We start from the raw sequence: 26214 nt of genomic DNA, 5'->3' as shown, positions 1-26214 counted from the left end.
GACGCTTTCAATGAAGCCGTAGGTTTCAATCCCTCATAGGTAGGCTGGAAACTGGTGGTTTATATGGATTCCGAAAGCCGGGTAATTGAGTTTCAATCCCTCATAGGTAGGCTGGAAACAAGTGAGGCGGTGGAGATGACCGGATTGGACATAATGGTTTCAATCCCTCATAGGTAGGCTGGAAACTTGCAGGCGGGACGTTGAAATACTTAAAACAGCAGTGTTTCAATCCCTCATAGGTAGGCTGGAAACGCATGATTGAGCAGGTAGATGGTGCGGCGATATATGAGGGTTTCAATCCCTCATAGGTAGGCTGGAAACGTATAAGAACATAGAAAGGCTGAAGGTGCTTAAGAGAGTTTCAATCCCTCATAGGTAGGCTGGAAACGTGGGGAAGTGCATATTGTAGATGCTGTTTATGACCGTTTCAATCCCTCATAGGTAGGCTGGAAACTTTGCTCTCTCAAACAAGTCCCTAAATATTACTAAACGTTTCAATCCCTCATAGGTAGGCTGGAAACGAATTTCGGGCAGCAATGCTGGAGCTTGCGGCAAGGAGGGTTTCAATCCCTCATAGGTAGGCTGGAAACCAGGAAACACCGACTGGCTACCCATAGTCAAAGCAGTTTCAATCCCTCATAGGTAGGCTGGAAACGGAAAGGTAAGCTTCGGGTAGCCGTCTTCCCACAACGTTTCAATCCCTCATAGGTAGGCTGGAAACTGGTACTTGAAATGGCTGTGGCGTTGTTGCGCTCCTGTTTCAATCCCTCATAGGTAGGCTGGAAACGTCAAAGCACAACCGGACGAGACATGGGGCGATTACGTTTCAATCCCTCATAGGTAGGCTGGAAACTCTACCAGTCCCCCAGGGAGCGCAGGGGTTAAGGGTTTCAATCCCTCATAGGTAGGCTGGAAACTACTACTGGCTTATCCTCACTTATGCTCTGTGCTAGTTGTTTCAATCCCTCATAGGTAGGCTGGAAACGGGACAAAGGTCCCAGACGTGACGAGGACCCTGGACAGTTTCAATCCCTCATAGGTAGGCTGGAAACAACCGATATAACTAACATAGTCACCAGCCCAGGAAGTTTCAATCCCTCATAGGTAGGCTGGAAACCCAATATACAGCTACTTAGAGAGGCAACCGATATAACGTTTCAATCCCTCATAGGTAGGCTGGAAACCTGGTCCAGCCGTCAAGGAGCTTGCGGACCCTATGGGGTTTCAATCCCTCATAGGTAGGCTGGAAACTTCTTCTGGACCTAACAGTACTGGCTACCTTCTCTAGTGGTTTCAATCCCTCATAGGTAGGCTGGAAACGTTATGGAATTATCCATAGCAGTCCGAGCCGTCGGCGTTTCAATCCCTCATAGGTAGGCTGGAAACAACCGAAGAACAGTTGCGTCGTAAGATAGCTGACTTAAAGTTTCAATCCCTCATAGGTAGGCTGGAAACTAATCAAAAGGATTTCTACATATCCTTCCTTCTCGTTTCAATCCCTCATAGGTAGGCTGGAAACACCCCTAAATCTACACATTACAAGCTCTCCACCCAAGTTTCAATCCCTCATAGGTAGGCTGGAAACAAAGCGCTAACATCAAAACTAGCAAACGGACTATTTGGGTTTCAATCCCTCATAGGTAGGCTGGAAACCTCTTAGAAAATCTCTTGAAATCTTAGCTATCCACACGTTTCAATCCCTCATAGGTAGGCTGGAAACGTTGGTCTGATGTTCTTAGTAATCCTAGCTGGGATTGTTTCAATCCCTCATAGGTAGGCTGGAAAACATGAAGAAACACTCAGACCTACCACCCTTATAAGCCTCTCTTTGTTTCAATCCCTCATAGGTAGGCTGGAAACCTTTGGATAGCCTCATGCGCTCTTTCTGCAACTTCCGTTTCAATCCCTCATAGGTAGGCTGGAAACTGTTTCTGCTGGTATTGATGCTGCTAAAGATAAAGTCGTTTCAATCCCTCATAGGTAGGCTGGAAACTAACACGGATAGCCTCTCCTGTCTTGGGAGTAAGCAGTTTCAATCCCTCATAGGTAGGCTGGAAACACGGTAGCTAAAGCTGGATAAGGGGGTGAAAGAATGGCGTTTCAATCCCTCATAGGTAGGCTGGAAACGTTCAGTGACGACCCTGATTTTTGGAGGAAATATTAGTTTCAATCCCTCATAGGTAGGCTGGAAACACTATTTCGGTGGAGTGGCTAAAGAAAAAAGCTAAAGGGTTTCAATCCCTCATAGGTAGGCTGGAAACGGATATGCCTTCTTCTAAGGATATTATAGAAAAGCTGTTTCAATCCCTCATAGGTAGGCTGGAAACGTGGGATTTGGCTCGTGTAGTGGGACTTTTCTATGCGTTTCAATCCCTCATAGGTAGGCTGGAAACCGGAGTTAGAGCAGAACCTTTCCATTATGATTAGGAGTTTCAATCCCTCATAGGTAGGCTGGAAACAAGAAAGGAACTATATCAGTGGAGTGGCTGAAAGAAAAAGGTTTCAATCCCTCATAGGTAGGCTGGAAACCCGTTTTAAGTGCGTAATATCTGGGGCTGTTTGCTAGTACATATTTTACCACAACGTATCGTTTCGAGTCCAATATTATACTTTGAATAATCATCTAGACTTGAGTTTCTAAGGGCCTTAGGTCCTCATTTAGCGGTTATGAACAACGTGCAAGATGTCGTCGATCTCCAGGGGTTTTTGCATTATTGGTGCTCGACGACAATTGTGCCTTTCTAGAAAGATTGGCAACTCGGACCCAAGACAGGTATGTATAATCGTGGAGTAAACAAAGTTGGAGTATTACAGCTCTCCTCTACCAGGTACTGGTCTTCGCTTTCCTGCAGTAAACGAAGTTGGGGCTATTACCGTGCAGGTGCAGCCGTACCCGGGACGCCGGAGATAAGTATTGCCGACGTACAATGATAAGCGTTGTGTTCTTTATCGTAATCGTACGGCTAAGGAACGTGAACTGCCAGACAGCCTGTAAAATTTTAGGCGAACTAGCAGGAAAATATTAGAAGGTGTCGAATAAGTATAGGAAATCTGGTGATAGTAAGTGGGTCCGCCATACAGCAGTGGGTTATCGGCAAAATATGGGACAACCAGGAAACCAAATGATAACAGGCTAGGTACCCATAAGGGCTATGTAACGCAGATTACAAGCCATGACTTCCCTCTGTTGTTGCAACGAGCTAGGTATTTATAAGAACTATGCCATGCAGCATTCATGGATAAGTTAGAAGCGCCCAGGCTATAAATGGTAAGTTCATAGATATACGAAAACAAGGGATGTGGGTTTGATTGCGCATCAACGTTACCTTGTCTAGCCTATCCGACATAGTTTTGCCCATAGATCACAATTATCTGTTGCAGGCTGCTATCTACTAGCAAATTGAGCAGCCGGCGCTGCGCAATTTTCTGCATGAGCAAGGCTTTGAGCTAGGTAAGCGAAAATTTAAACTTTTTACCTTCTCACGGCTTATGGGGAAAGTGAGGGTTGCTCCTCGACAAGGATACATGCTGTTTTCGCCCCCTATAAACGTTGTTATTTGTTCACCTCTGGCCATCATATTACAGGAAGTAGCTAGCGGCCTTCTAAAGCAGGGATACATCCGGCTGGGCAAAGAACTCCTCCAGGTGGACAAGGTGACGGCAACTGACCAAGTGGTCCAAGGAAGAAACATAGTAGTGCGGATGCTTTCTCCCCTAACGGTGTATAGCACCCTAGTTGATTCAGAGTACCGTTATACCCACTATTATTCTCCCTTTGAGCCTCGCTTCCAGGAATTGATTTTGGCTAATCTAACCAAAAAATATTGGCTGATTTTTGGTCGCCAGGCTGAACAGGAAGGGTTTTCTATAGAGCCTTTGAGCGTTAGCGAAAAGGATTTTAAGATTGTGAAGTACAAGGGTACTATCATAAAAGGATGGATGGGTATTTATCGTTTACAAGGCGATCCTCAGCTTTTAGAAGTGGCCCTGGATGCAGGATTGGGTGGCAAGAACTCTCAGGGTTTTGGATGTTGTGAATTGGTAGGAGTAGAAGGAGGATAAGACTATATAGTTCCTTGGGGCTAGCGCGTATTCAGCCTAGGCTATGAGCAGTCAGTTTTTAGCGAAGAAGTACGTACTTTCCTCCTAGCTTAGCGCGATATGCACTTTAAGGAGAACAGACGTTAATCTCCCAAAGGACTAAAAGAAAGGTAGGGTATCTTGTATGGAAGAACCTAGAGTTACAGAAGAAGCTACTATAGTGGGCAGCCTGGTCCAGGCCTATAGTATATGTCCCAGGCAGGCTTGGCTAATGTCTAGGCAGGTCACCCCCGACGAGGATAATGTATATCTGCAGCTCGGCCGGCTCATACAGAGCCAGGCTTATGCACGGGAGCGGAAGGAGCTACATTTAGGGCATCTGGCCCTCGATCTTATCCGCCGAGAAGGTAAAACCTTGGTAGTAGCTGAAGTGAAGAAGAGTTCACGTGCCTCAGGAGCTGCGCGCCTGCAGCTTGGCTTTTATCTGTATGAACTGAAAAGAATGGGAATTGAGGCCGAAGGCGAGCTTCTGTTTCCAGAGGAACGCTACCGGGAGCCTGTTATTCTTGATGAGGATCTAGAAAAGGAAATAGAGGGGCTTAAGAAGAAAATCTGGGCCCTCATTTATCAGCCTCTGCCACCGCAACCGGAAAGGGGAAAGTTTTGCGGCAAGTGCGCTTATAACGAGTTCTGCTGGGCCTAGGTAGTCACTGTGAATTATTGGCAGAGCAAAGCCTACGAGAAAAGGGTGCGTAAGTTTATGCAAAAGACCCTCTATCTTTTTGCCAGCGGACGCTTGCGCCGCAAAGAGAACACTGTCTGTGTGGAAACAGAGGAGCAAGTGAAGTATTTTCCAGTGGAGAACATCCGGGATATCTACGTTTTTGGGGAGGTAGACCTCAATAAAAAACTCTTGGAATTCTTTCACCAACACGAGATTATCCTGCACTTTTTTGATTATCATGGACACTACATCGGAAGCTTCTATCCACGAGAGCATTATAATTCTGGCTACATGGTCTTAAAACAGGCTGAGCACTATCTTGACGCCGAGAAACGCCTATTTCTGGCCCGTCAGTTTGTAGCAGGAAGCCTGGCCAACATTATACAAGTCTTACGTTACTATGCTAACCGGGGCAAAGAGATCGCCCATTATCTCGAGGCTATAGACGAGTTTAACCGTTCGGGTCTGGCTAGCTGCCATACCATAGAAGAGTTGATGGCTATAGAAGGAAACGCCCGTAACTATTATTATGAGAGCTTTAACGTTATTTTGGAGGGCTGTCCCTTTGTTATCGATGGGCGCTCTAAGCGTCCGCCAGCTGATCCTTTGAATGCCCTGATAAGTTTTGGAAATTCCTTAGTGTACACTAAGATGCTCACCGAGATCTACAAGACACATCTTGACCCACGGATAGGCTTTCTCCATGCCACTAACTTCCGGCGGTTTACGTTAAACTTAGATATGGCCGAGATCTTTAAGCCGATTCTGGCGGATAGGGTCCTTTTTTCCTTAGTGGGTAAAAGAATGATTGGCCCTAATGATTTTGAACGGCACGGTGGAGGAGTGTTCTTGAAAGAGCAAGGCCGTAGGACCTATGTAGAGGAATTTGAAGCCAAACTTCAGAGCACCTTTTACCACCGGCGCCTTAAGCGAAACGTGAGCTATCAGACCTGTTTGCGGCTAGAGCTCTACAAGTTAGAGAAACACTTAATTAGGCGAAGAAGTCTATATACCCTTTGTGAGCCGTTGGTAATAGGAAGGATGTAGGGCAGTTGTATGTGATTCTGGTGTACGATGTAAACGTAGCCCGGGTATCCAAAGTGCTAAAGACTGCCCGCAAGTATCTGCACTGGGTGCAGAACTCGGTGTTGGAAGGAGAGCTCACGGAGGCAAGCTTCAGGAAACTTAAAATGGAGCTTGAGCGCATCATCGACCGGGAAGAAGATTCTATTCTCTTTTACGTCTTAGGGAGCCAACGGTACACCCGACGGGAGATAATAGGAGTTAGAAAGGGAGGCGAAGAGTGGGTGTGGTGAGAAAAGGTGGGTAAAACCAGGGAGGGGAAAGCCAGATGTAGGAAAAGGGGATAGTAAATGGTGCTAAGGGGCACTCAGGGCAGATCGGCGCCAACGAAGATATCAGCATTTTGGAGAATTGTATTTTGGCCTTGACAAGATTGAGGAGAATGGTCGAGGAAGGGCAAGGTATGTCCAGCCGGCAGCAGCTTGAGCGCATATTGGAGATCGATAGACAGATCCGAGCTCTTAAGTATCCTAATGCCCGTAGCTTAGCTCAAGAGCTGGAAGTCAGTGAGCGTACAATCTATCAGGATCGCCAATTCTTAGTCGACCGCCTAGGAGCTCCCTTGGCTTACGACCGTAAGCGTGGCGGTTGGTACTACACGGATCCTAACTGGGCTTTGCCCTCGGTATTGGTGACGGAAGGAGAGCTTTTGGCCTTTTTCTTAAGCGTGGAGATAGCTAAGCGTTACCTAGGTACCGCTTTCGAGGCGCCTCTGCGTTCCGCAGTAGAAAAGATAACGGCCGGTCTAAAGGGTCAAGTGGAAGTAAGTCTAAAGGAGTTGCAGGAGTGTTATATTTTTGCTCCTCCGTCTGTAGTATCGGTAAAAGAAGAGCTCCTCCTTGATCTTTACCGGGCCATTCAGCAGTGCCGGCAGGTGAAGATACGCTATTTTACAGCTAGCCGGGGATGCTGGCAGGTACGGGTAGTGGAACCATATCACCTTTACAATCTCCGAGGGGACTGGTATCTCATCGCTTTCGACCACCTGCGGGGCGAGATGCGCATCTTTCACGCCGGTAGGATTGACCAGTGGGAGGTGCTGTCTAAAGTTTTCACCCGTGATCCCCAATTCTCTGTAGAGGAGTGGATGGCTCAGGCCTTCGTAGCCGAGAGGGGAGAGGAGCCGGTGGAGGTGGTGATCAAGTTTGACCCCTACCAGGCACGTTATATCCGTGAGAGGCGTTGGCACTCGACCCAAGAGATAGAGGAGCTTCCTGGTGGCGGCCTTCTTTTGTGCTTCTTCACTGGCGGCCTCGATGAGGTGAAACGCTGGGTGATGGGTTATGGCAGCCACGCTGAAGTTCTGGCTCCTACTTCTTTAAGGCAGGCGGTGGAGGAGGAAATCGAGAGAATGATGCAGCTTTACCGAAAGAGCTGTTAGGTTTCCAATATAAACAGACACCTGCTACGCTGGGTTTTTCCAGGATTAGCTTAACTAAGAGCTGGGGAATTGAATAAGGGGCAACTTTCTTATTTATTGTGTATCACACTGAAGGTTGGTTGCAGCAGGGTATGCTAAAGTAAAAATGATATTAGCATAAGACCGGAACCTATAATTTATACAGGGTATGTTCATGGGGGGAGTAGGTTGTTCATCGAGAGACTGATAGCCCAAGGAGAGCCGTTGCTGGAGTACGGGATGACACCAAGGCAAACCCTACTACAGATCTCGGACGTTGCTAATGAAAAACATGGACGATTCTTCGAAAATGTTATGGTGATAGAAGTTTGCTGTGAGAGGGAATTTGAGGCTGCAGCTCTGCCTCTGCAGACGTGGGGTGAACTCATAAGTCAGGAGGGAAAGAAGAAGAGAATCGTAACGTTTAGGCCCGACGTGGAGCGAGGACTAGGAACGCCATTCATTATAGTTACGGGGGGCATTAAGAAATATCCTCAGGGGAGATATGGTGTTCCTGTTTATCCGGCTTACCCCGGAAGTATAAATGAAATTTCAAGCAGCAAAGACGAAGCCCTTAGCTTCTTGCGGGGGCGTTTACGAAGAACCTTACATCTTCCCAGAAAATTTACATCTGAGGAGGAATTGGTTCTTGCCGAGCTACTGAGAGAGATTGCGTTGCAGGTAAAAAGGAGAATGGAAGAGGGAATAAGCCAAGGTTATGCTTTAGTAGTTCTGACTTTGCCAACTCCTAACGGTCCATATAGATATGCGGGAAAGATACCAATGATAGGTGATCCTTCATACACACTTGTAGGGGAAAGTATTCTACACAAGGGTCAGTTCATTGTTGCCCACCTACCAACAATTGCCAATTACTTCTGGGCGTCCAAAATGGAAGAAGGGGCTGAAAAAGGAAGAAGAGAGAGATGTTCTTTATGTGGTGTTAATGAGGAATCAGTATCCGTATATAGTAAAGCTTGGTCCTGGCTGGCCCCAACCTGGCATGCTCCTCTTTCTGAGGAACTAAAGAAAGGGAAAGACATTGACCTAGCCGCTGCAGTAGGAGCTCTCTGTAAGAAGTGTTATTCTTCTCTTATAGTAGGAGCAGGAGTTTTCAAGGAGATGTCGGCGGAATTACCTATCACGCTTACTCGGGAACTTTTTGTGCCTGTCGCATCTGCAGCGGGAAAGGAAGTGGCTAGAAAGTCTAACAAACGGCCTCCTGGGATCTGGGGATGTGCGATGGTTATTCCCCTGCTAGATAGGAGTAAGGACGACGGCGGGGAAGCTTTCAGCGAAGCATTGAAAGTATTGCGTCAAAAACAGGTTCGACCGAATCGAGGAGACCGGTTCTTGACCTCCATAACCGGGTTTGAGGCTGTCTTACCTGAAGATTTTAGCAGTGATGAGTATCGTTTGACTATGGTATATTTTTCCGGCCAACCCGATAGAGGAGACATACATTTGCGAGCCGTAATTGAGGATGTACTTCCTTCAACAATAAGTAAGCTCTTGGAATACATGCCACAAGTGGCGGCCGAAGCAATCGCCGTCTGGCGTTGTTTGGCAGCAGAAAGTGGGGGTGATGATAGAGTACCTGGATACTACGAGTCTCTTTTTTACTTGCTTACCCGTGCTTACGGTGGTTGCTACCTCTGGTCTACTTTACGGTCGGTGTTACACAAAAGACCAATCAGTTGGGAGGCTTTTGTCTCTGGTGCAGCGGCACGGATGAACGGGTGGGTCCGTATGCATAGTAACAAAGAAAACGAAAAGCAAGCGTTTTGGAATTTGAAAGACGAAGTGACCTTTTACTTGGCTTTTCGCCACTTTTATAACTTGTATAACAGATTGCTTGGGGGAGGAGGAAGAGTATTGAGTGATTGGCGGGAGATGTTGAAAAAGGTATCTACTGTTCCTCCGGTAGAACTCTCGTTCAATAACGTGGAAGAGCTTGGTTTTGCTGCCGGGTACCTAGTACGGCTTTTTTCTCGCTGGTACTGGGTAGCCACTGGTGCGGAAAAAGGAGGGAAAGATTTTATAAAACATAGGATAATGGCTTTCGGCTCTGCTCTTACTCCGGATATGATCTGGAAGAAGGGGTTATCCAGGTTTCAAGAATATGCTCTTAAATTAAACAAGTTGGACCAACTTATGTCAGATGACTTTCGTCGTCGAGCTGGAGTTGTAGAAAGTGAGTATCGGCGGCTAAGGTCGCAGGTTGCTTCACACAAGGATGAGTTTATTGGTGCCTTCTGGAGCGGATATATGTTGGCTTTAGAGGGTAAGCAGGAGAAGCTTCAATTATATACTGTTTATATTGACCGCATAACATCTGACTAAGGAGTGATAAGAGATGGCAGTTGCCACAGGTGAAATTTTATTTGTTAAATGTGTTAAGGACGGTATACCCAACCGTGATCCACTTAATGATAGCGATGCACGGCGTATTTTCGGTGAGGAGGACGGCCGTATATCCCTTTCTGATGTAAGCATTAAAAGGGATGTCCGAGACTATGTTATGGCAAAGTATCCGGATGGTGGACCGGAAAAGCGCTACTTTGTCTGGTGTAGAGAAGAACGAGCGCCAGATGGGAAGCTCTATGACCGGAAAAAGCTGGCAGATCTTATCTTGGAAAGAGCTGGTAGAGATAAGGAAGTGAACAAGGAAAAGGCGTTACTTGACTCTGCGTTCGATATGCGAGTTTTCGGGGCTGTGTTCAGCGTAAAAGAACAAAACTTTCATCGTACAGGGCCTGTCCAATTCGGCTGGGCTCACTCCCTGCACCCTGTAGAAACTAAGTACGTTCAGGGAACTGTTGTTATGCCCAGCGATGATGAGGCCGGTCAAGGTTCTATTTGGACCACTTACATCCTTCCCTTTGCCGTTTTTGCCATGCCAGGCGTAATAAATGCTACTATTGCTATGGAAAACAACATGACTGATGACGACGTAGAACTATTGCTGGAAGGATTATGGAAAGGAACGCTTCATCGGCAGGCCAGAGGTAGAGGACTTCAACAGCCTCTATTGCTGGTACATGTAGAATATAATGATCCTTTCTTCCGCATTGGCTACTTAGAAGATTATATTGCTTTAGAGCCTGAGAAGGAACGGTGGTTGGGCAGTACCCCTCCCACGCAACTATCTGAGGTGGCGCTGGACGTTCAAAAGCTGGCTAGGGTGCTGGGCCCTGAAAGTCCCTTTGCCAACAAAATTAAGCGAGTCCGTTGGTGGAAAAATCCCGAGTTGACCTTAAAAGGAGAACTTCCGGGTACTGAGAATAAGGTGTGGTAATAAGGGCGTTGGAAGGTTATGGATTTAGCATAAGTGGGCTATGAGCCACGGACAAGGCCAGAGCTCGAGGCGGGTCGGGAGTTTAAACCGAACCTAACGTCGAGAAACTGCCGCCTGGGCGTAGAGAGGGGGGTAGTGATGAGAAACAATCGTATTCAGCTGTTAATATTCACTTTACGAGGAAAGCTGGCCCACTTCCGGCAACCTGATACCATTATTACCCAAGCCACATACCCGTTCCCGCCTCGCCCTACGCTTCATGGCCTCTTGGCATCTATCTTGGGGATCAATCTTTCGACTCAAGAAGGTAGATCTTTCCTAGACTATGAGCACTATATAGGACTTTCACTTTTGGCACCGGTGCGCACGGTATGTATGCAGATGTCACTTTTGGGGAAAGGCTTCATAAGCGGGGAGACCGACTTTTTCAATCGTCCTACGGTAGTGGAATTGGTAGTAGAACCCCATTACCGAGTTTTCTATACTGGGAAATGTTTACATGAATTGGCAGCTAGAATCCGCTGCAGGCAAAGTGTATACCATACTTATTTGGGCAGTGCCTACTGTCTGACTTTCCCCGAATACGAAGATGTAGTAGAAGCAAATTTGTTGTATCCCTTACCGGCAAACTACCTGGACGTTCATACCGTAGTACCTAGGGAAGCAGTAGCCCAAGTGGGAATAGAGCCTGGGTTAGCTTACGCTGCAGCACGAGGTATGCCCTATCGACATTGCGGAGGAAGAATCTTTGAAGACACTGTTAATGTACTTTATGAACAAACTGGGAAAAGCATTAAAGTGCGCCTGAAAGAGAATCCGCCTTTTCCTTATCAGGTCCTAGAGCTGGAGACAGGGGAAGTGATATACCTGTGGTAGAGATGCGCTGTTCTTTGGCAGAATGTCTAGCTCGTCCAACCGGGCCTGGCAACAGAGAATATCCCTTATACGAACACTTGTTAGCTGTAGCTCATGGAGTAGGCCGCCCCGATGGAGATGTCTTTGAACGGTTACGATTTTTAGCCGGGCTCTTGCACGATGCCGGTAAAACTCGACCCGGATGGCAGAAATATATACGCGGTCACGGCCAAAGTGTACCACATGCCTTTGCGGGCTCCATGCTATTCGCCCTTTGTTTGGATGAACTCCTGAAAAGATGGGATATACCTGTTAAAGAGAAACAGGCTGTCCTTCATTTAGGAGTGGTACTTACTTTCTTTCTCTATGAGCACCATGGGGACATACCTGACACAGGGCAAGAATATCCACCTTGGATCAGAAGATTCATGCCTGGAGATCTGCAAGATTGCGACCTAAAGGGGATCTTAACCCTAGCGGTAGAGTATTTTCCGGAGTTAGAGGACTTATGTAAAGCAGGTGAATTGTCTCTTGCTACCCTTGAAAGGAAGCTGGAGGCTATTACCTTACGTTGGCGGAAATGGTCCAGTGATGTGCAGCGTTATGTCGGTAGGCTAGTGGAAAGGAATAATCCATATGCCCAAGCGGCTCGACTATGCTTGCAGATAGAAAACTCGCGCTTGGTTGCTGCTGATCGGTTCCATGCCGCTGGTTGCATCCTAGGTGAAGAGAAACCATATGAGTCTATTAGTTCCGAGATGGCATACGAAGCTTTGCAAAAGATAGAAGAGTTCTGCCGCGCTCGGCGAGAAGCTTTGGTTGCGGCGGGAGCAGATGAGTTTTTACTAGAGGCTAGGGGAAGATGGCGAAACAAGGCAGCAGAGACATTTGTGAAGGAGCAGGGCAGTAACTTATTTACTCTGGAGCTTCCTACAGGATACGGTAAAACGTTAACTTCTCTGACGGTGGCCTTGGAGGCCGTTAAGCGAAAGTTATGTCGGCGTATTGTTTACGTGGCCCCTTATCTTTCTATATTATCTCAAGCGGCAGCGGAAATCCAAAGTGCCACTGGCCTAGATGTGATGACCTATCATCATCTTTCGTCGTTCGAAAAGCTTGGAGAAGAAAAAGCCGAGGATCTAGAAAGAGACGAGGATATAGTACTGGATTCTTGGCAGGCCCCGGTGGTGGTTACCACTTTCAATCAACTCTTTGCCGCCCTTTTCCCTGCTCGGGCCCAGCACACTTTGCGGCTTCAGGGGCTAAAGAATTCTTTTGTAATTGTAGATGAACCGCAAATTATAAGTGCTGGGGTTTGGAATCTTTTCTTGGCCCTTATGGAAGCTGCAGCCGCGGAGTTGAATCTCAAGGTCCTGTTGACAACCGCCACTCTTCCAGAATTGACTGGAGGTATTTTCGGAGAAGTTGTGTCTTTAGGTATAGCCCAGCCAGTAGTGTCACGCTTTAGGGTGGAAACGCTGGGGGAAGGAGATGAAGAGTACTTTGCCTGTAAAGCCATCGAAGCATATAGATCTTGCGGTTCTGTAGCTGTGATATGTAATACCATTAAAGATGCGTCAGAAGTATATTCAATAATAAAAGACCAGCTTGGTAGTGAGGTCGTTTATTTCCTTTCTGGCAGGCTCACCCCTTTGCATAAAAAGGACCGTATAGAAGAGATTAGAAACGCGGTAAACAAGGGCTTACAGGTTATAGTAGTTTGTACTCAAGTGCTGGAAGCTGGGGTAGATTTGAGTTTCCGTGTAGTGATACGTGCCTTGCCAGTTATTCCTTCTGTAGTACAGGCCGCTGGCAGATGCAACCGTCATGGAGAAGAGGAAATAGGAAGATTATACGTAATCAAACTTCTCCGCGGAAACGAAACCGACACACGACCATATGTTTATCGAGATGGAGACCAAAGGCAGGTTACTGACCTATGCCTTACTTGGTATCCTACCTTTTCTGAGAACGAAGCGTCTCAGGTGGTACGAGAGTTTTATAAGGAGTGTTTCCGACGCAACACCCACCAGGCTGTCTTACAGAAACTTTTAAAAGCAGCTTATGGCTACCATTCCGTTTTACGGGATGTTCATCCGTTTGGGCCGGAGGTCCCAAGTTGTGGAATTTTTGTACCACGATGGTGGGGCAAGCTCGATAGGGCAATGGAAGTTGTTATGAGAAGGTTTGGCATTTCTCAACCTGAGGATATATGGGAGTTATATGTACGAAAAGATTTTTTGGGGAGCTTGAGTTTTACCGAAAGGAAAGCTTTTATGGGACTGATGAATCACTTTGTGGTTCAGGTTCCTTTGGAAGTGGCTGCGGAAATTGGACGTTGTGTTCCCGGTCGGACGATACTACGTTTAAGTGAAGATACTTTATATCGGGAGGATACTGGTCTTTCTATAGTGTCTAGGGAGGAGCTAAACGAAGCCTGGTTTGTGTAACTTGTGGAACTAAGGAAAGATGTATACTATTAAGTGTAAACTATTCTCGTTTTAGAAGGATTACTTCGTGGACGTTGTTACCAAGTAGAAAGGAACTGGACGGTCTTACAACTTCATGATCACGACGTAAGAGGGAGGCAGTGCATCCACTGTCTCCCTCTTTATCCTTCACAGCCAGCCTGCGGGGAACACCAACTTAAGAATTCAGGAGTCAGACAACCTTTCCTGACAGGGCAACCTTCCTTAGCGGGGTTTTAAGCTTCCAACCCTATACGGCCGTCACAGGTTTTTGGGCCTGCTAACAGCCTTTTTTAGCTTAAGTCTTAAGCTTCACTTCCAACCCTCTACACCTTGACCAGATTGACCAGGGTGTCGTAGAATACAGCGCTGCCACCGGGGAAATCGATCAAGCACATGTTTTTAAGCACGGGGTCGATGCGCATGGCAGCGTTGGCGTGTACCCCGCGCGCCCTTCGAGAGTCTCCCTTTATGACCTTGCCGTCGACTACTATGTCGCTAGCTCCATAAGCCCAGTGACCGAAACCGAGGCTGAAAGCCATTGTGCCCGGCCTTATCATTTCCGTAAGGGAAAATATAATCAGCGTACATAGAAGTTTCGCCCACGGTGATGTCAATGGCCACAAAAAGAGGGAGTTTTTCCGGGTTGCGCAGTATCTCTATGTTGGCATGGCCGGCCGGCAGGGAGTACACCGGCGATCCCATGTAAAGAAATAGGGCCTTGACTGGATAAGGGTAAGAGTCGCCTATAGAAGGTATGATTTCTTGGTAAACGTCGCTGGAAAGGGGATACCAGGGTCGTAAAGACGGGTATCCCTTGAACAGGGTAGTCTCTTCGTATTTCACCTCATGGCGAATAATGCTTATCCTGAAAGGAGAGAGTTTGCCCGGGTTAAGCTCCTTGAGGTTATAAGGTTTTCCTTTCTTTTCTCCAAAGTGATCGTAAGTTGTTGCCTTTACCATACCCCCTGCCCAGTTAAAATTACCCAATAAAACGTTAACACACATCCAGGCAAAAACATTGTAAAACTCGTTGGTATGCTGGGATACTCCCCGGTGCACGTCTACTGCCGCCGCTTTCCCGTAGGACGTTAATAATTCTTTTGCTACCTCCTCCAGGTCAGCAGGGTTGACCCCGGCAACTTCCGCCCACTCGGCAAAGGATTTTTTCCTCGCTTCATCGTAAAGGAGTTGTAAGGCGCTTTTAACTTGGTGCCCGTTTAAACTGGTATCTACCAGTAGGTCTCCTTCGACAGGGTTATCAGTATCGTTGGGGTCGCAGGGGACAGGTTGACCGGCAGACAGGACTATAAAGGGATCGAATTCATACTTTACCTTCTGTCCCTTTACCTCAGCTTCTCTAACCTGCTTGGGCCATCCTAAGTCCGAACCTCTTAAGAATCTCACCGGTTTCCCGTTTTCTATCTTCACCAGCCAGGTAGCATTAGTCCAGGAAGCCTCACCATCAACCTTAGCCGCTGCCTTGTTGGCATTGCGCACATACATTTCGTTAAAACGCTGGTTATCGATCATCCAGCGGATTATAGCCAAGGCTAGGGCGGCTTCGGTGCCAGGTTTGTTGGGCAACCACTTCCAGGCTTTAGCTGCAGTCTTGGAAAAACGGGGGTCGATAACGGCGTATTTTAAGCGACCACTGGCCAGCCCCTCGGTAATCCCGGGAACACGGTGAGAAGGCCCGTAGTTGCCCTCGAAAGGCGAAGCACCTACAAAGAGCACAAAGCGCGCATGTTGGAGATCAGCTTGCCAGTAAAATTTCTGCCCGCCTGTCCATTTCATCTTCCCGTCGCTCTCGTTAAATACATATTGTTCACTCATGGCCTTGCCCAGGAAATAAAGGGAGCCTTGGCACACAGTGGTATGACCGTGGGTGTTCACCGAGCCGAAGCCATCCTGGACAAAACGTTTGATAAATTCTTCTCGTCCTTTCTTAAGGCGGCCCCACATAAATACTAACTGGTTATTTTTGGGTCCCAAATCTGGGTGATCTGGGTCTATCAGGACCTTCAAATGATCCTTATACTTAGCCTTAAACTGCTCTACGGTTAATTCCTTGCTCCAGATCTTTTTTACGTCCTTGGCCATCTCTTTACTTAGCTTAGGGTTGCGCAGAGCGAATATGTCCTTCAACCCCGGCACATAACGGTTTTCCTCTCCAGGGACGTTTTTAAACAGGTAACCGCCGTTAACTATTTCCTCCACTGCCTGTTCAAAGGGGATGGTAATCCACTTGTTCTCCCCCCGTTTGCCTGCCCGTTTTAGGACTTTCCGGAGGCGGTAAGGATCGTATAAAGTTTGGATACCGGCCTGACCTTTGGGGCATATGGCACCGTCTATTTTGGCTACCTCTTCTAGATTGGACTGGTAAGGCAGGGGAGGATGCATGGTCCAGGGGTTTAAGGGATTCCCATCGATCTTGACCACTACACCGTCATAGATTTTGGCCTTTATCCCGCACCCTGTATTGCATTGCAAACAGACAGTAGCTATATAGCTCTCTGGCTTGCCCAAAGGGTATTCGCCTCTGCTTTAGGCTTCGGCTACATCATTAAATGCCTTTTCCACCTTAGAGAGCAAGATGGCCGAGCCTCCTAAAAGAGCGGAAGTTTTAAGGAACTGTCGCCGGTTCATAAGCAAGCCCTTAGGCATTTATTTTCGCCTCCTTGTTCCCTTCTCCTACCACCCTGAATTCTTTAAGTTTGTCCAGGCCCGCTAGCACTACGGCTGCTACCAGGCCGCAAAGGAAGATTACAATTAACCATTCTCCTATACTGGGAAGATAGTCGTAGGAATAGCGTGGTTCCATAATAGCGTTTTCCAAGCCCTTAAGGACGGCAACCCCCTGGGCAGGTACCACAAACAAGAACCGTAAGGTGAAAAAACCGGCCAGTATAGATATGCAGCCCCCCAAAGTCTTGGCCCCACCCGACTGGAGAGGGAGCAGCAAACTAACGGGCAGCACAAAGGCTAGGAACACTACCCCTAACCCAAAAGGCCAAGCATAGCGGCCTACGAGCAGAGAGCGAGCTACTTCATAATGTTCCGGGATATCGCCTTTAACCGCCAGGAAAATCTCGCTAAACTCTATAAAAGCTGTAAGGGCTAAAGAATACAGAACCACTTGTTTAAGTAGCGCTAGAAGGGTTTTATCTTCGGGCCACAGAATGCTGGTGAGGATGGTCAACAAAGCCCCGCCAGAAGTTATAGCCGCGCCTAAGAACAGGAGAGGCAAGATGGCTGTATTCCAGAAAGGCTTGGCTATGTTTAAAGCAAAGAGGAAACTGCTGCTTAAAATAATGGCCAATACCAGTACGATTCCCGCAACGGTTAACCCGCCGTTTTCTTCTTCGCCCGAGCGCGTTAACTCTTCATGTTCATCTTCGACGCTGCACTCCTTTTTCCTGCGGGGTAAGGCTATGTTAATAATGATGGCGGCGGGCACCGGGGAGTAATGATATAATGTAAACAGATTGAATACCAAGACCTAGATATTTAGGAGGGAAAAAGATGCATCATAATATGGACCAGTCAGCAACTCAAAGTTTAGAAGCCCGAGTGGCCAACTTAAGGGAGTTGGTAAGTTACCAGGAAGGTTCCATTGTGAGCCGGACCCTTATCGATAAAAAGGCGGGGACAGTAACTTTATTCGCCTTTGCCGCTGGGCAAGGCTTAAGCGAGCATACAGCTCCTTATGATGCTTTGGTACAGGTGTTGGAGGGGGAAGTAGAGATTACCATAGCGGGTCAGCCCTTCAGGCTTAAAAGCGGGGAAGCCATAATTATGCCTGCCAACCAGCCTCACGCCCTTCGGGCGCTGGATAATTTTAAAATGCTTCTTACTATGATACGCTCTTAAAAAGGTCATCTCACCTAAAAAGGTATCTCATAGCGAGGCCACCTAGGAGCAATATAAAACCGGCATACAGTATCCATAGAGCCGGATCTTTTTTTATTTCTAAGCCTGTATAGTACCGGTAGCCAGAAAAGGTGACAGAGTACTCCTTAAGTTTAGCTGTTTCCCCTGGACGGATAAGGGTTATCTCCAATATCTCGTGTCCTTTCATTAGAGCAGAGGCCAAGCGGGGATTACGAGGTAAAGGAGAACGAGTTTCCAACCTTTCACTTTCTTCATCGTAGTCGGGGAGAAACATAAAAAGTAACCGTATACCCTTAGTTTCATCTAGAGGAAGGCTTTTTTTATCTGGCAATTCAAAGGGGATTATTTTATCGCTGGATACCACTTGGCCTTTTAGGAGCCAGCCGTAACTCACCTGATATATTTTAAACCCAACAAATTCCAGGGGATAGTTAACCTTAATTTCCTTCTTAGTTTGCTTGCCTTGGGCGGTCTTCAAGGTTACATAGCTTATGTATTGCTTGGGCTCTAGGTTAGGATAATATTCTATCTTAAAGTTTTCTACGGTAAGGGTTGTATTAGGAAAACCGTAAGAAGTAAGATCTAGGCTATCCCCCACGCCCATTTCCACATAAACGCTTCTTTTTAAAGCCCCAGAAAGTATGGCTCCCACAAGGATTACTAGCACGCCAACATGTAGGAGTAGGGATCCCCATCCCCTTATACCCTTTACTTGTCTTACCCGGCGGGCTGTGCAGACGAGGAGATTGATTCCTAGCAGTCCCCCCAGAGTAATAAACCACCAGCTATGGTAAACGTCGTGCAAGGAGAACCGTAACAGAAGTCCTCCTAACAGGTTTCCGTAATAAGCCCGGTAGAATTCAGGGGGTTGACCCTGGGGGATAAGGCTGCCAGCAGCAGCTAGGGCTCCTAAGATTAAAAGAAGGTATATGGCCAGCCTCATGGAGGATAAAAAGCGCATTTTAACCACCAGTTAGGACAAAGTGAACTACTCTGAGTATAACCTTAACATACCCTTCTAAGTCAAGAAAATAAATAAGGAATGGCTCGGTTTAAGTTAAGGATAGCGGAAGTTTGTTCTATTACTTACTCTCACAAAAATTTAGGTCCCTTGGCAGGAATTTAAAAAGAAATAGCGAATGAAATTTAAAAATAACAGAAGTAGTTCCAGTGAGAACGAAAAAGCATCCTTCCCTTGTTAAAAATTTATAGAAATAAGGAGAAGAAAGAGGCGGTATAGAGAAGACGAGCTTGGTAAGAAATAGAAAAGAAAAATAGATAGAGAAAAACAGAAGAGTGCTCCTCAAGAAAACGCTAAAAAGAGAAGGAAATAGAAGCATGAAGCTGCCCAAAATATTAGCAGAAAAAAAGCCAGAGATCGTGGCTAGGTGGTTCTATTTAGTGGTAAACACTTATCCCGCAGATACAGCTAAGTTTTTGATTCAAGAAAATGATCCCTTTGCTAACCCAGTAGGCCAGGCCTTGCGGGAAGGGTTGGAAGGGTTGTATGAGGGTTGGCTTAAGGGGGCAAGTGAAAAAGAACTTTATCCCTATATGGATAGAATAGTTCGCATCCGGGCGGTCCAGGATTTTTCACCTGGCGAGGCCATAGGTTTTGTGTTGCTATTGAAAGAGGCCTTACGTCAGGAATTGAAACCTGAGATAGGGGAAGGACGGGTGTCTTGGGAGGATTTGGAATTTACTTATTCACTGGTGGATAGGCTACTACTTTTGGCCTTCGATGTGTATACCAGATGCCGGGAGGAGCTACATGAGATACGAGTAAAAGAAATAAAGAATCAGGTTCAAAAGCTTTGGGAGCGGGTCAATAAAGGAACGTATTAAACTTAAAGCGGAGGTAGACCTAGAAAAGCTTTCGGCTGATGAAATAAGTCAATAAAGGAACGTATTAAACTTAAAGCGAAGTATTGGCGTGAACAGTTAGGCTTTTAGCCTTTAAGAAAAATAGCTACCGTAGGTAGTTTGGTTTTATTAAAGTAAAAGCGGGCCTTCATAAAGTAATCTTTATGGGGAAAAGGGTGGAGAAAGGATGTCCAGGCTTAGTAAGCCAGAAGAATTGATGAAGATAAATTATAAACCGCCCCAGACCAGGTGGATGGATACACCGGTGGAATTCAGACGGGGTACCTGGCTGTATGCTGCTAAGCCCAAAAACTTGGAGGTTCTAGGGCTTCCCAACCCCCGGGAATGGTCGCCGGAGGAAGAAGATTGGAAGCTTCCGGAAAACTGGAAAGAGATTCTGTTACAAGGATTAAAAGAACGGCTGGAGAGGTTCCGGTCCTTAAAGCTCTTTCTGGATATCTGTGTGCGTTGCGGGGCTTGTGCAGACAAATGTCACTTTTTCCTCGGCTCCGGTGACCCCAAGAATATGCCGGTCTTAAGGGCTGAGCTTTTGCGGAGCATCTACCGCCGGGATTTTACCACTGTGGGAAAAATCCTGGGAAAGCTAGTGGGCGCTAGGGATCTCACGGTAGAGGTAGTAAAAGAGTGGTATTACTACTTTTACCAGTGTACTGAGTGCCGCCGGTGTTCCCTCTACTGCCCCTTCGGGATAGACACAGCGGAGATAACTATGCTGGGGCGCGAACTTTTAGGTCTTTTGGGCTGCTATCCTGATTGGACGGTGGCCTCAGCAGCTAATTGCTACCGGGTAGGAAACCACGTGGGTATTGAGCCCCATGCTTTCCGGGATATGGTGGAGTTCTGCGTGGATGAGATTGAAAATATAACGGGGATCAGGGTGGAGCCCACCTTCAACCGGAAAGGTGCCGAAATACTCTTCATCGCCCCCTCTGGTGATGTCTTCGCTGATCCAGGGATCTATACCTTCATGGGGTATTTGATGCTTTTCCATGAGATAGGCCTAGATTATACTTTGAGCACCTATGCCTCTGAAGGTGGCAACTTCGGGCTGTTTACTTCCCATGAAGTGATGAAGAGGCTCAATGCCAAGATGTACGCCGAGGCCAAAAGACTAGGTGTGAAATGGATCCTGGGCGGGGAATGTGGCCATATGTGGAGGGTGATCCACCAGTACATGGATACCATGAACGGCCCGGCTGATTTCCTGGAGGAACCTGTCTCCCCCATCACGGGTACTAAATTTGAGAATGCCAAGTCCACTAAGATGGTGCATATCTGTGAGTTCACTGCTGATCTTATCCGCCATGGGAAACTTAACCTAGATCCCAGCCGTAATGATCACCTTAAAGTGACCTTCCATGATTCCTGTAATCCTTCCCGGGCTATGGGGTTTTTCGAGGAACCCCGCTATATCTTAAGGCACGTGTGCCGGTATTTCTATGAGATGCCAGAGAATACCATCCGGGAAAATACCTTCTGCTGCGGGAGCGGGGCTGGCCTTAACGCTGATGAGAACTTGGAAATGCGGATGCGGGGCGGTTTCCCCCGAGCTAACGCGGTAAAATACGTACACGATAAATACGGGGTTAACCTTCTAGCTTGTATCTGCGCTATAGACCGGGCGGCGCTACCAGCCCTTATGGATTACTGGGTACCGGGGGTGGCGGTGGCCGGTGTGCATGAGCTTTTAGGCAATGCCTTGGTGATGAAAGGGGAAAAAGAGCGCACCACCACCTTGCGGGGTGAACCGCTAGAAGAAAAGGGAGGGCATGAAGTGGAAATGGCCCATGAAGGGAGGAACACCTAAGGGTGAGCCAGGTTGGAAGGAAGGGGAGAAGATGAGGGCGCCTGATTTTAAGTATATACTTGTGGGAGTAGGTGTATTTATTGTCCTTTTTACCTTCCCTTTCTGGTATAACGCCGGAAGGGCGGCTACGACACCTACTCCTAACCTCGACACCCCGGCTATAAAGCAAATGGGCGTGAAGGAGTGTGTGGAGCCTACCTCCTATATGCGGGCCAATCATATGAGGCTTTTGAACGAGTGGCGAGACAGGGTGGTTCGCCAGGGGGAGAGGGTTTACGTATCTACGAGCGGGAAGGAATACACCATGAGCCTTCAGAATACTTGCCTGGCTTGCCACTCCAACAAGGCCCAGTTTTGCGACGAGTGCCATAACTACCTGGAAGTGAAACCTGACTGCTGGAGTTGCCATCTAGAGTCAAAGGGGAAATAGCCATGAGGACGACCAGGAGAGATTTTCTTAAGATCGGTGGTGCTTGCGGGTTAGTCCTTCTTGTGTTTCCGGCGGTTAAGGGTATTGCCGCTGGGGAAGGAGAGCGGAGCCTTACAGGAAAGTTGGCTGTAGCGAGCCAATCAGGGAATCCTTCTGTTTCATCCCGGGCTGGGACAAGTGAGATCAAATGGGGCCTGTTGGTGGATATGGAAAAATGTTGGTCGAGGGAAGGCTGCCTAGAGTGTATCCTGGCTTGTAGAAGAGGTCATAACATCCCTGAGATACCTACTCCGAAAGAAGAGATTAAATGGATATGGAAGGAGCCTTTCGCCAATGTCTTCCCAGAACAGGAGCATGAGTACTTGCCAGAGGCCCTACGAGAAAAACCCGTAGTAATACTATGTAATCATTGTGATAACCCGGCTTGTGTAAGAGTCTGTCCCACTAAGGCTACTTATAAGCGAGCGGACGGCATTGTGATGATGGACTATCACCGGTGCATCGGATGCAGGTATTGCATGGCGGCCTGTCCGTACGGTGCCCGAAGCTTTAATTTCCGGGATCCCCGGCCCTTTATAAAGGAGATAAACCCTTCCTTCCCCACCCGGGAAAAAGGGGTAGTGGAGAAGTGCAATCTATGCGTGGAAAGGATAGATGCCGGGTTAAAGCCCATATGTGTGGAGGCCTGCCCAGTGGGTGCTCTTATTTTCGGGAATCTGGAGGATCCGAATTCTGAGATACGGAAAAAATTGCGCTCCTCCTTTAACATCCAGCGCAAGCCTGAGCTGGGTACCCGGCCGAAGGTTTATTATGCCTTGACTTAAGGTGTAGTGTCTTAGAATTTAGAAAGAAAAAGGTTTTGGAGGAAGGGAAGCCATGTTGGGGAAAGCTTTAAAAGGGAGCCCCAGGTATTGGAGCTGGATTATATTCTTGCTCACCTTAATGGGAGTAGGCTTGGCCTGCTACCTCTGGCAGCTTAAGCAGGGTCTTACCATTACTGGTCTTAGCCGGGACGTCTCCTGGGGCCTTTATATCGGCCAGTTCACCTTCCTTGTGGGAGTGGCGGCTTCGGCCGTGATGGTGGTTCTACCTTACTATCTTCATAACGTGAAAGCCTTTGGCAGGATCACTGTCTTGGGGGAATTCCTGGCAGTATCCGCTATCCTTATGTGTCTTCTCTTCGTAGTGGTAGACCTGGGTAAACCCATGCGCTTATTTAATGTCCTCCTTTACCCTACACCTAACTCCATTCTCTTCTGGGATATGATTGTGTTGAACGGCTATCTCCTTTTAAACCTCATCATCGGCTGGAATGTGCTAGAGGCAGAATACAAGGAAGTGGCGCCTCCCAAGTGGGTTAAAGTACTAACCTATATTTCCATCCCTTGGGCTATCAGCATCCATACGGTAACCGCCTTCTTGTATGCGGGACTGCCAGGACGGCATTACTGGCTTACGGCCCTGATGGCGGCCCGTTTCCTAGCTTCGGCCTTTGCTTCCGGGCCGGCCCTGCTTATTATCCTTTGCTTTATCCTTAAAAAATTTAGCCGTTTTGATCCTGGAAAAGAGGCTATCGAAAAGCTTTCCGCTATTGTGGCTTATGCCATGATTGTTACGGCCTTTTTTGTAGGTCTGGAATTATTTACTGCCTTTTATAGCCAAGTACCGGCCCATGGGATGTATACCTTAAGATACCTTTTTGCTGGCTTGGAAGGCCATGGGAAGTTAGTACCCTTCATGTGGATTTTTGCTGTGCTGGCTGCTCTGGCTATAGTTCTCCTGGTGATCCCAGGTACTCGCCAAAAGGAGGGTACGCTTCTTCTGGCCTGCGCGGCCACCTTTGTCTCCCTATGGATTGAGAAGGGGTTGGCCTTAGTTATAGCTGGTTTTATCCCCAATCCGTTGGAGAAAGTCAGAGAATATGCTCCTACCTTACCGGAAGCCTTAATTACCTTAGGTGTATGGGCTACAGGCTTTTTCATACTTACTGTGCTTTATAAGATAGTTATTTCTGTTAAAGAAGAAACTGTTTGAAGGGGTAAGGGGAAATGGATATTGTCTTTTCGCTAGGGATCGTTTTGGCTCTCATCCTAGTGGCCGTTATAGGGGTAGAAGTGTTAAAGCTTAAATTCTTCTTTGGGGTTGTAGTACCCTATGTAGCCCTGGCCACCTTCCTCGGAGGGATGGTGTACCGCATCTTGCAGTGGGGTAGTTCACCGGTACCCTTCCGTATACCCACCACAGGTGGCCAGCAAAAATCGCTGCCCTGGATTAAGCCTAGCTTTTTGGATAATCCCTCTACTGCTTTAGGTGCAGCTGCCAGGGTGGCTTCCGAAGTTTTCCTTTTCCGTTCCCTTTTCCGCAATACTAAGGCAGAACTCAGGGAAGGACCGCGGCTTACCTATCACTGGGAAAAGTGGTTATGGCTGGGTGGGCTTTTGTTCCATTGGTCTTTCTTTATTATCCTTTTCCGGCACTTAAGATTTTTTACTGACCCGGTGCCCGGGTGGGTTTCTTTTCTTGAGGGGATAGATGGATTTTTCCGCATCAGTTTACGAGCTGTATATATTACAGATATATTATTCCTTGCTGCGGTAACTTATCTTTTGCTTAGAAGGCTTATTATCCCGCATGTCCGTTATATTTCCTTGCCTGCGGATTATACCCCTCTCTTTTTAATCCTAGGGATAGGCCTTTCAGGTGTTCTCATGCGCTATTTTTTAGGCGTGGATGTGACTGCTGTTAAAGAACTGGCCCTGGGGTTGGTTACCTTCCACCCCCGGGTTCCAGAGGGTATCGGGGTACTTTTTTACATCCACTTCTTCCTGGTTTGCGCCCTGGCAGCTTATTTCCCCTTTAGTAAACTGGTCCATATGGCTGGGATCTTCTTAACCCCTACCCGGAACCTGCCTAACAACAGCCGGGCTGTAAGGCATATCAATCCCTGGAATTACCCGGTAAAGGTGCATACTTACGAGGAGTATGAGGAAGAATTCCGGGAGAAGATGAAAATGGCGGGTATACCTGTGGAAAAAGAGGCAAGTTAGGGGAAGAGGATTATATACTAGAGGTATGTGGGACATATACTAGTTAGCCCCCTTTAAGAGCGCTGGTTTGGAGACCAGCGCTTTGTTTTTGGAAAAAGGGCCAATATTTCTTGACAGGTTATCTGGCCTGGTTTATAATTTACTAACAATTGTTTGCAAAACAAACTTTTGTTGGGAGCAGCTGATATGTCTCTAACTAGAAGGGAAAAAGAAATATTAGAATTGATAAAACGAAACCCCATGGTTTCCCAGGAAGAGCTGGCGAATATATTAGGCCTTAGCCGTTCTGCTATTGCGGGCCATATTGCTAATCTTATGAAGAAAGGATTTATATTGGGAAGGGGGTATGTGGTAAAGGAAAGTAAGGGAGTTGTAGTAATAGGTGGAGCAAATATCGATATTAAAGGGCGCCCCTTTAAGGAGCTTATCAGGCATACTTCCAATCCCGGCCAAGTGGATATAAGCCTGGGTGGGGTAGCGCGGAATATCGCTCACAACCTTGCTCTGTTAAAGGTACCTGTTACGCTGTTGACTGTAGTGGGCAATGATGGCGAGGGAAGGAAAATATTGGAAGAGACGAGGAGGGCTGGCGTTAATGTGGAACACGTTCTAATCTCACCTACCAGACCCACAGGGGTTTTTCTGGCCATGCTCGATGCTAAAGGAGAAATGGAGATCGGTATAGCGCAGATGGAAGTATTAGAAGAGTGCGATGCTAAATACCTGGAAGGGCAGAGGGAACTAATTAGGAATAGCGAATTAGTAATCATGGATACTAACCTACCAACTGATAGCATGAAATATGTAGCCGAGATATGCCGTAAAGAAAACATCTCCTTGCTGGTTGATCCTGTATCGATAGAAAAAGCGAGGAAAGTAAGGGAGATATTAGATAAAATAGACTATATCACTCCTAACCGAGGCGAATTAGCAGCTATTTTAGATGTCTCGCCTGGGGAGGAAGTGCCGAGGCTGGCTAAAATCATACGTGAGAAGGGGGTTAAAACCGTAATTGTAACTTTGGGAGCTACAGGCGTTTATCTTGCCTCTGAAGAAGGAGAAGAGTTTATCAGACCTTATGAAGCTGAAGTGATAGATGTTACCGGGGCAGGAGATGCTTTTGCTTCTGGCCTGGTGTATGGCCTTTTCAATGGCTATACCTTGCGCCTTTCGGTGAAATTCGGCCTAGCAGCAGCGGCGCTAACCATTTCCTCGCCCTATACTGTGAATCCTTTTTTGAGCGAAGAAAGGCTAAAGAGTACAGTCAAAGGAGTAATATAGATT

Annotated in this window: 21 protein-coding genes, 1 pseudogene and 1 CRISPR repeat array (1 of these 23 running past the window's edge); of the genes and pseudogenes, 17 read left to right on the top strand and 5 right to left on the bottom strand. The window is 47.2% G+C overall.

Annotation, left to right across the window (positions count from 1 at the left end; all coding sequences use genetic code 11):
* Positions 1-2529: a CRISPR direct-repeat array (repeat unit 30 nt; unit sequence GTTTCAATCCCTCATAGGTAGGCTGGAAAC); it reaches 1778 nt to the left of the window's first position.
* Between the two features lie 870 nt (positions 2530-3399).
* The 9 genes and pseudogenes from cas6 (at position 3400) to cas3 (ending at position 13850) form a co-directional block, all read left to right on the top strand.
* Positions 3400-4062: a CRISPR-associated endoribonuclease Cas6 gene (gene cas6, locus B9A14_RS12900; RefSeq protein WP_340631048.1), complete on the top strand. Its 663-nt coding sequence runs from the start codon at positions 3400-3402 to the stop codon at positions 4060-4062.
* Between the two features lie 163 nt (positions 4063-4225).
* Positions 4226-4744, top strand: coding sequence for a CRISPR-associated protein Cas4 (gene cas4, locus B9A14_RS12895; RefSeq protein ID WP_084666182.1), 519 nt, complete (start codon positions 4226-4228; stop codon positions 4742-4744).
* A 57-nt stretch (positions 4745-4801) separates the two neighbouring features.
* A pseudogene (gene cas1b, locus B9A14_RS12890) lies at positions 4802-5798 on the top strand (type I-B CRISPR-associated endonuclease Cas1b).
* 19 nt (positions 5799-5817) lie between these two features.
* Positions 5818-6081, top strand: coding sequence for a CRISPR-associated endonuclease Cas2 (gene cas2, locus B9A14_RS12885; protein WP_084666180.1), 264 nt, complete (start codon positions 5818-5820; stop codon positions 6079-6081).
* A 149-nt stretch (positions 6082-6230) separates the two neighbouring features.
* The gene (locus B9A14_RS12880; RefSeq protein WP_231968021.1) at positions 6231-7229 is read left to right on the top strand and encodes a helix-turn-helix transcriptional regulator; all 999 of its coding nucleotides are present in this window, start codon (positions 6231-6233) and stop codon (positions 7227-7229) included.
* A 207-nt stretch (positions 7230-7436) separates the two neighbouring features.
* Entirely contained in the window at positions 7437-9590 is a 2154-nt protein-coding gene (locus tag B9A14_RS12875) for a TM1802 family CRISPR-associated protein (protein ID WP_084666178.1), read from the top strand.
* 13 nt (positions 9591-9603) lie between these two features.
* A complete protein-coding gene (locus B9A14_RS12870; protein WP_084666176.1) occupies positions 9604-10545 on the top strand; it encodes a CRISPR-associated protein in 942 nt (313 codons plus the stop codon).
* 138 nt (positions 10546-10683) lie between these two features.
* Complete coding sequence (gene cas5 / locus B9A14_RS12865; RefSeq protein ID WP_084666174.1) at positions 10684-11421, top strand: CRISPR-associated protein Cas5; 738 nt, start codon at positions 10684-10686, stop codon at positions 11419-11421.
* Between the two features lie 2 nt (positions 11422-11423).
* Complete coding sequence (cas3, locus tag B9A14_RS12860; RefSeq protein WP_172839157.1) at positions 11424-13850, top strand: CRISPR-associated helicase Cas3'; 2427 nt, start codon at positions 11424-11426, stop codon at positions 13848-13850.
* 344 nt (positions 13851-14194) lie between these two features.
* Here cas3 and B9A14_RS17605 read toward each other — a convergent pair whose 3' ends face one another.
* Genes B9A14_RS17605 through nrfD form a run of 4 tightly spaced genes read right to left on the bottom strand, consistent with a single transcriptional unit; the run spans position 14195 to position 17367 of the window.
* Positions 14195-14410 carry a hypothetical protein gene (locus B9A14_RS17605; RefSeq protein WP_197686515.1) on the bottom strand — a complete coding sequence of 72 codons (216 nt, stop codon included), beginning with the start codon at positions 14408-14410 and terminating at the stop codon, positions 14195-14197.
* Positions 14367-16397: a molybdopterin-dependent oxidoreductase gene (locus B9A14_RS12855; RefSeq protein ID WP_197686514.1), complete on the bottom strand. Its 2031-nt coding sequence runs from the start codon at positions 16395-16397 to the stop codon at positions 14367-14369. Before B9A14_RS12855 ends, B9A14_RS17605 begins: the two co-directional genes overlap by 44 nt.
* A gap of 18 nt (positions 16398-16415) precedes the next feature.
* Complete coding sequence (locus tag B9A14_RS17600; protein WP_197686513.1) at positions 16416-16535, bottom strand: twin-arginine translocation signal domain-containing protein; 120 nt, start codon at positions 16533-16535, stop codon at positions 16416-16418.
* A complete protein-coding gene (gene nrfD / locus B9A14_RS12850) occupies positions 16528-17367 on the bottom strand; it encodes an NrfD/PsrC family molybdoenzyme membrane anchor subunit (RefSeq protein WP_084666170.1) in 840 nt (279 codons plus the stop codon). The genes B9A14_RS17600 and nrfD overlap by 8 nt, the downstream gene beginning before the upstream one ends.
* A gap of 26 nt (positions 17368-17393) precedes the next feature.
* Between nrfD and B9A14_RS12845 the strand changes: the two genes are divergently transcribed.
* Entirely contained in the window at positions 17394-17741 is a 348-nt protein-coding gene (locus B9A14_RS12845; protein WP_084666168.1) for a cupin domain-containing protein, read from the top strand.
* 10 nt (positions 17742-17751) lie between these two features.
* Here the strand turns inward: B9A14_RS12845 and B9A14_RS12840 are convergent, their stop codons facing one another.
* Positions 17752-18705 (bottom strand): cytochrome c biogenesis ResB family protein, encoded by a 954-nt coding sequence (locus B9A14_RS12840; RefSeq protein WP_172839156.1) that lies wholly within the window; start codon positions 18703-18705, stop codon positions 17752-17754.
* 395 nt (positions 18706-19100) lie between these two features.
* Here B9A14_RS12840 and B9A14_RS12835 point away from each other — a divergent pair, with 395 nt between their 5' ends.
* The 7 genes from B9A14_RS12835 to B9A14_RS12805 all read left to right on the top strand — a co-directional run bounded on the left by B9A14_RS12835 (position 19101) and on the right by B9A14_RS12805 (position 26211).
* Entirely contained in the window at positions 19101-19607 is a 507-nt protein-coding gene (locus tag B9A14_RS12835) for an RsbRD N-terminal domain-containing protein (RefSeq protein WP_084666164.1), read from the top strand.
* Positions 19608-19812: 205 nt separating this feature from the next.
* Entirely contained in the window at positions 19813-21453 is a 1641-nt protein-coding gene (gene dsrK / locus B9A14_RS12830) for a sulfate reduction electron transfer complex DsrMKJOP subunit DsrK (RefSeq protein WP_084666162.1), read from the top strand.
* Positions 21416-21883: a sulfate reduction electron transfer complex DsrMKJOP subunit DsrJ gene (gene dsrJ / locus B9A14_RS12825; RefSeq protein ID WP_231967768.1), complete on the top strand. Its 468-nt coding sequence runs from the start codon at positions 21416-21418 to the stop codon at positions 21881-21883. Before dsrK ends, dsrJ begins: the two co-directional genes overlap by 38 nt.
* Positions 21884-21885: 2 nt before the next feature.
* Positions 21886-22707 carry a sulfate reduction electron transfer complex DsrMKJOP subunit DsrO gene (gene dsrO, locus B9A14_RS18040; protein WP_084666160.1) on the top strand — a complete coding sequence of 274 codons (822 nt, stop codon included), beginning with the start codon at positions 21886-21888 and terminating at the stop codon, positions 22705-22707.
* A gap of 52 nt (positions 22708-22759) precedes the next feature.
* Entirely contained in the window at positions 22760-23917 is a 1158-nt protein-coding gene (gene dsrP / locus B9A14_RS12815) for a sulfate reduction electron transfer complex DsrMKJOP subunit DsrP (protein ID WP_084666158.1), read from the top strand.
* Between the two features lie 14 nt (positions 23918-23931).
* Positions 23932-24930: a sulfate reduction electron transfer complex DsrMKJOP subunit DsrM gene (gene dsrM / locus B9A14_RS12810; protein WP_084666156.1), complete on the top strand. Its 999-nt coding sequence runs from the start codon at positions 23932-23934 to the stop codon at positions 24928-24930.
* 186 nt (positions 24931-25116) lie between these two features.
* The gene (locus B9A14_RS12805) at positions 25117-26211 is read left to right on the top strand and encodes a carbohydrate kinase (protein ID WP_084666154.1); all 1095 of its coding nucleotides are present in this window, start codon (positions 25117-25119) and stop codon (positions 26209-26211) included.
* Positions 26212-26214: the final 3 nt, after the last annotated feature.

It is taken from the genome of Thermanaeromonas toyohensis ToBE, from assembly GCF_900176005.1.
Taxonomy (GTDB): domain Bacteria; phylum Bacillota; class DSM-521; order Neomoorellales; family Neomoorellaceae; genus Thermanaeromonas; species Thermanaeromonas toyohensis.
Note: the sequence above shows the minus strand (reverse complement) of the source record. Positions and strands in the feature narration are given on the sequence as shown.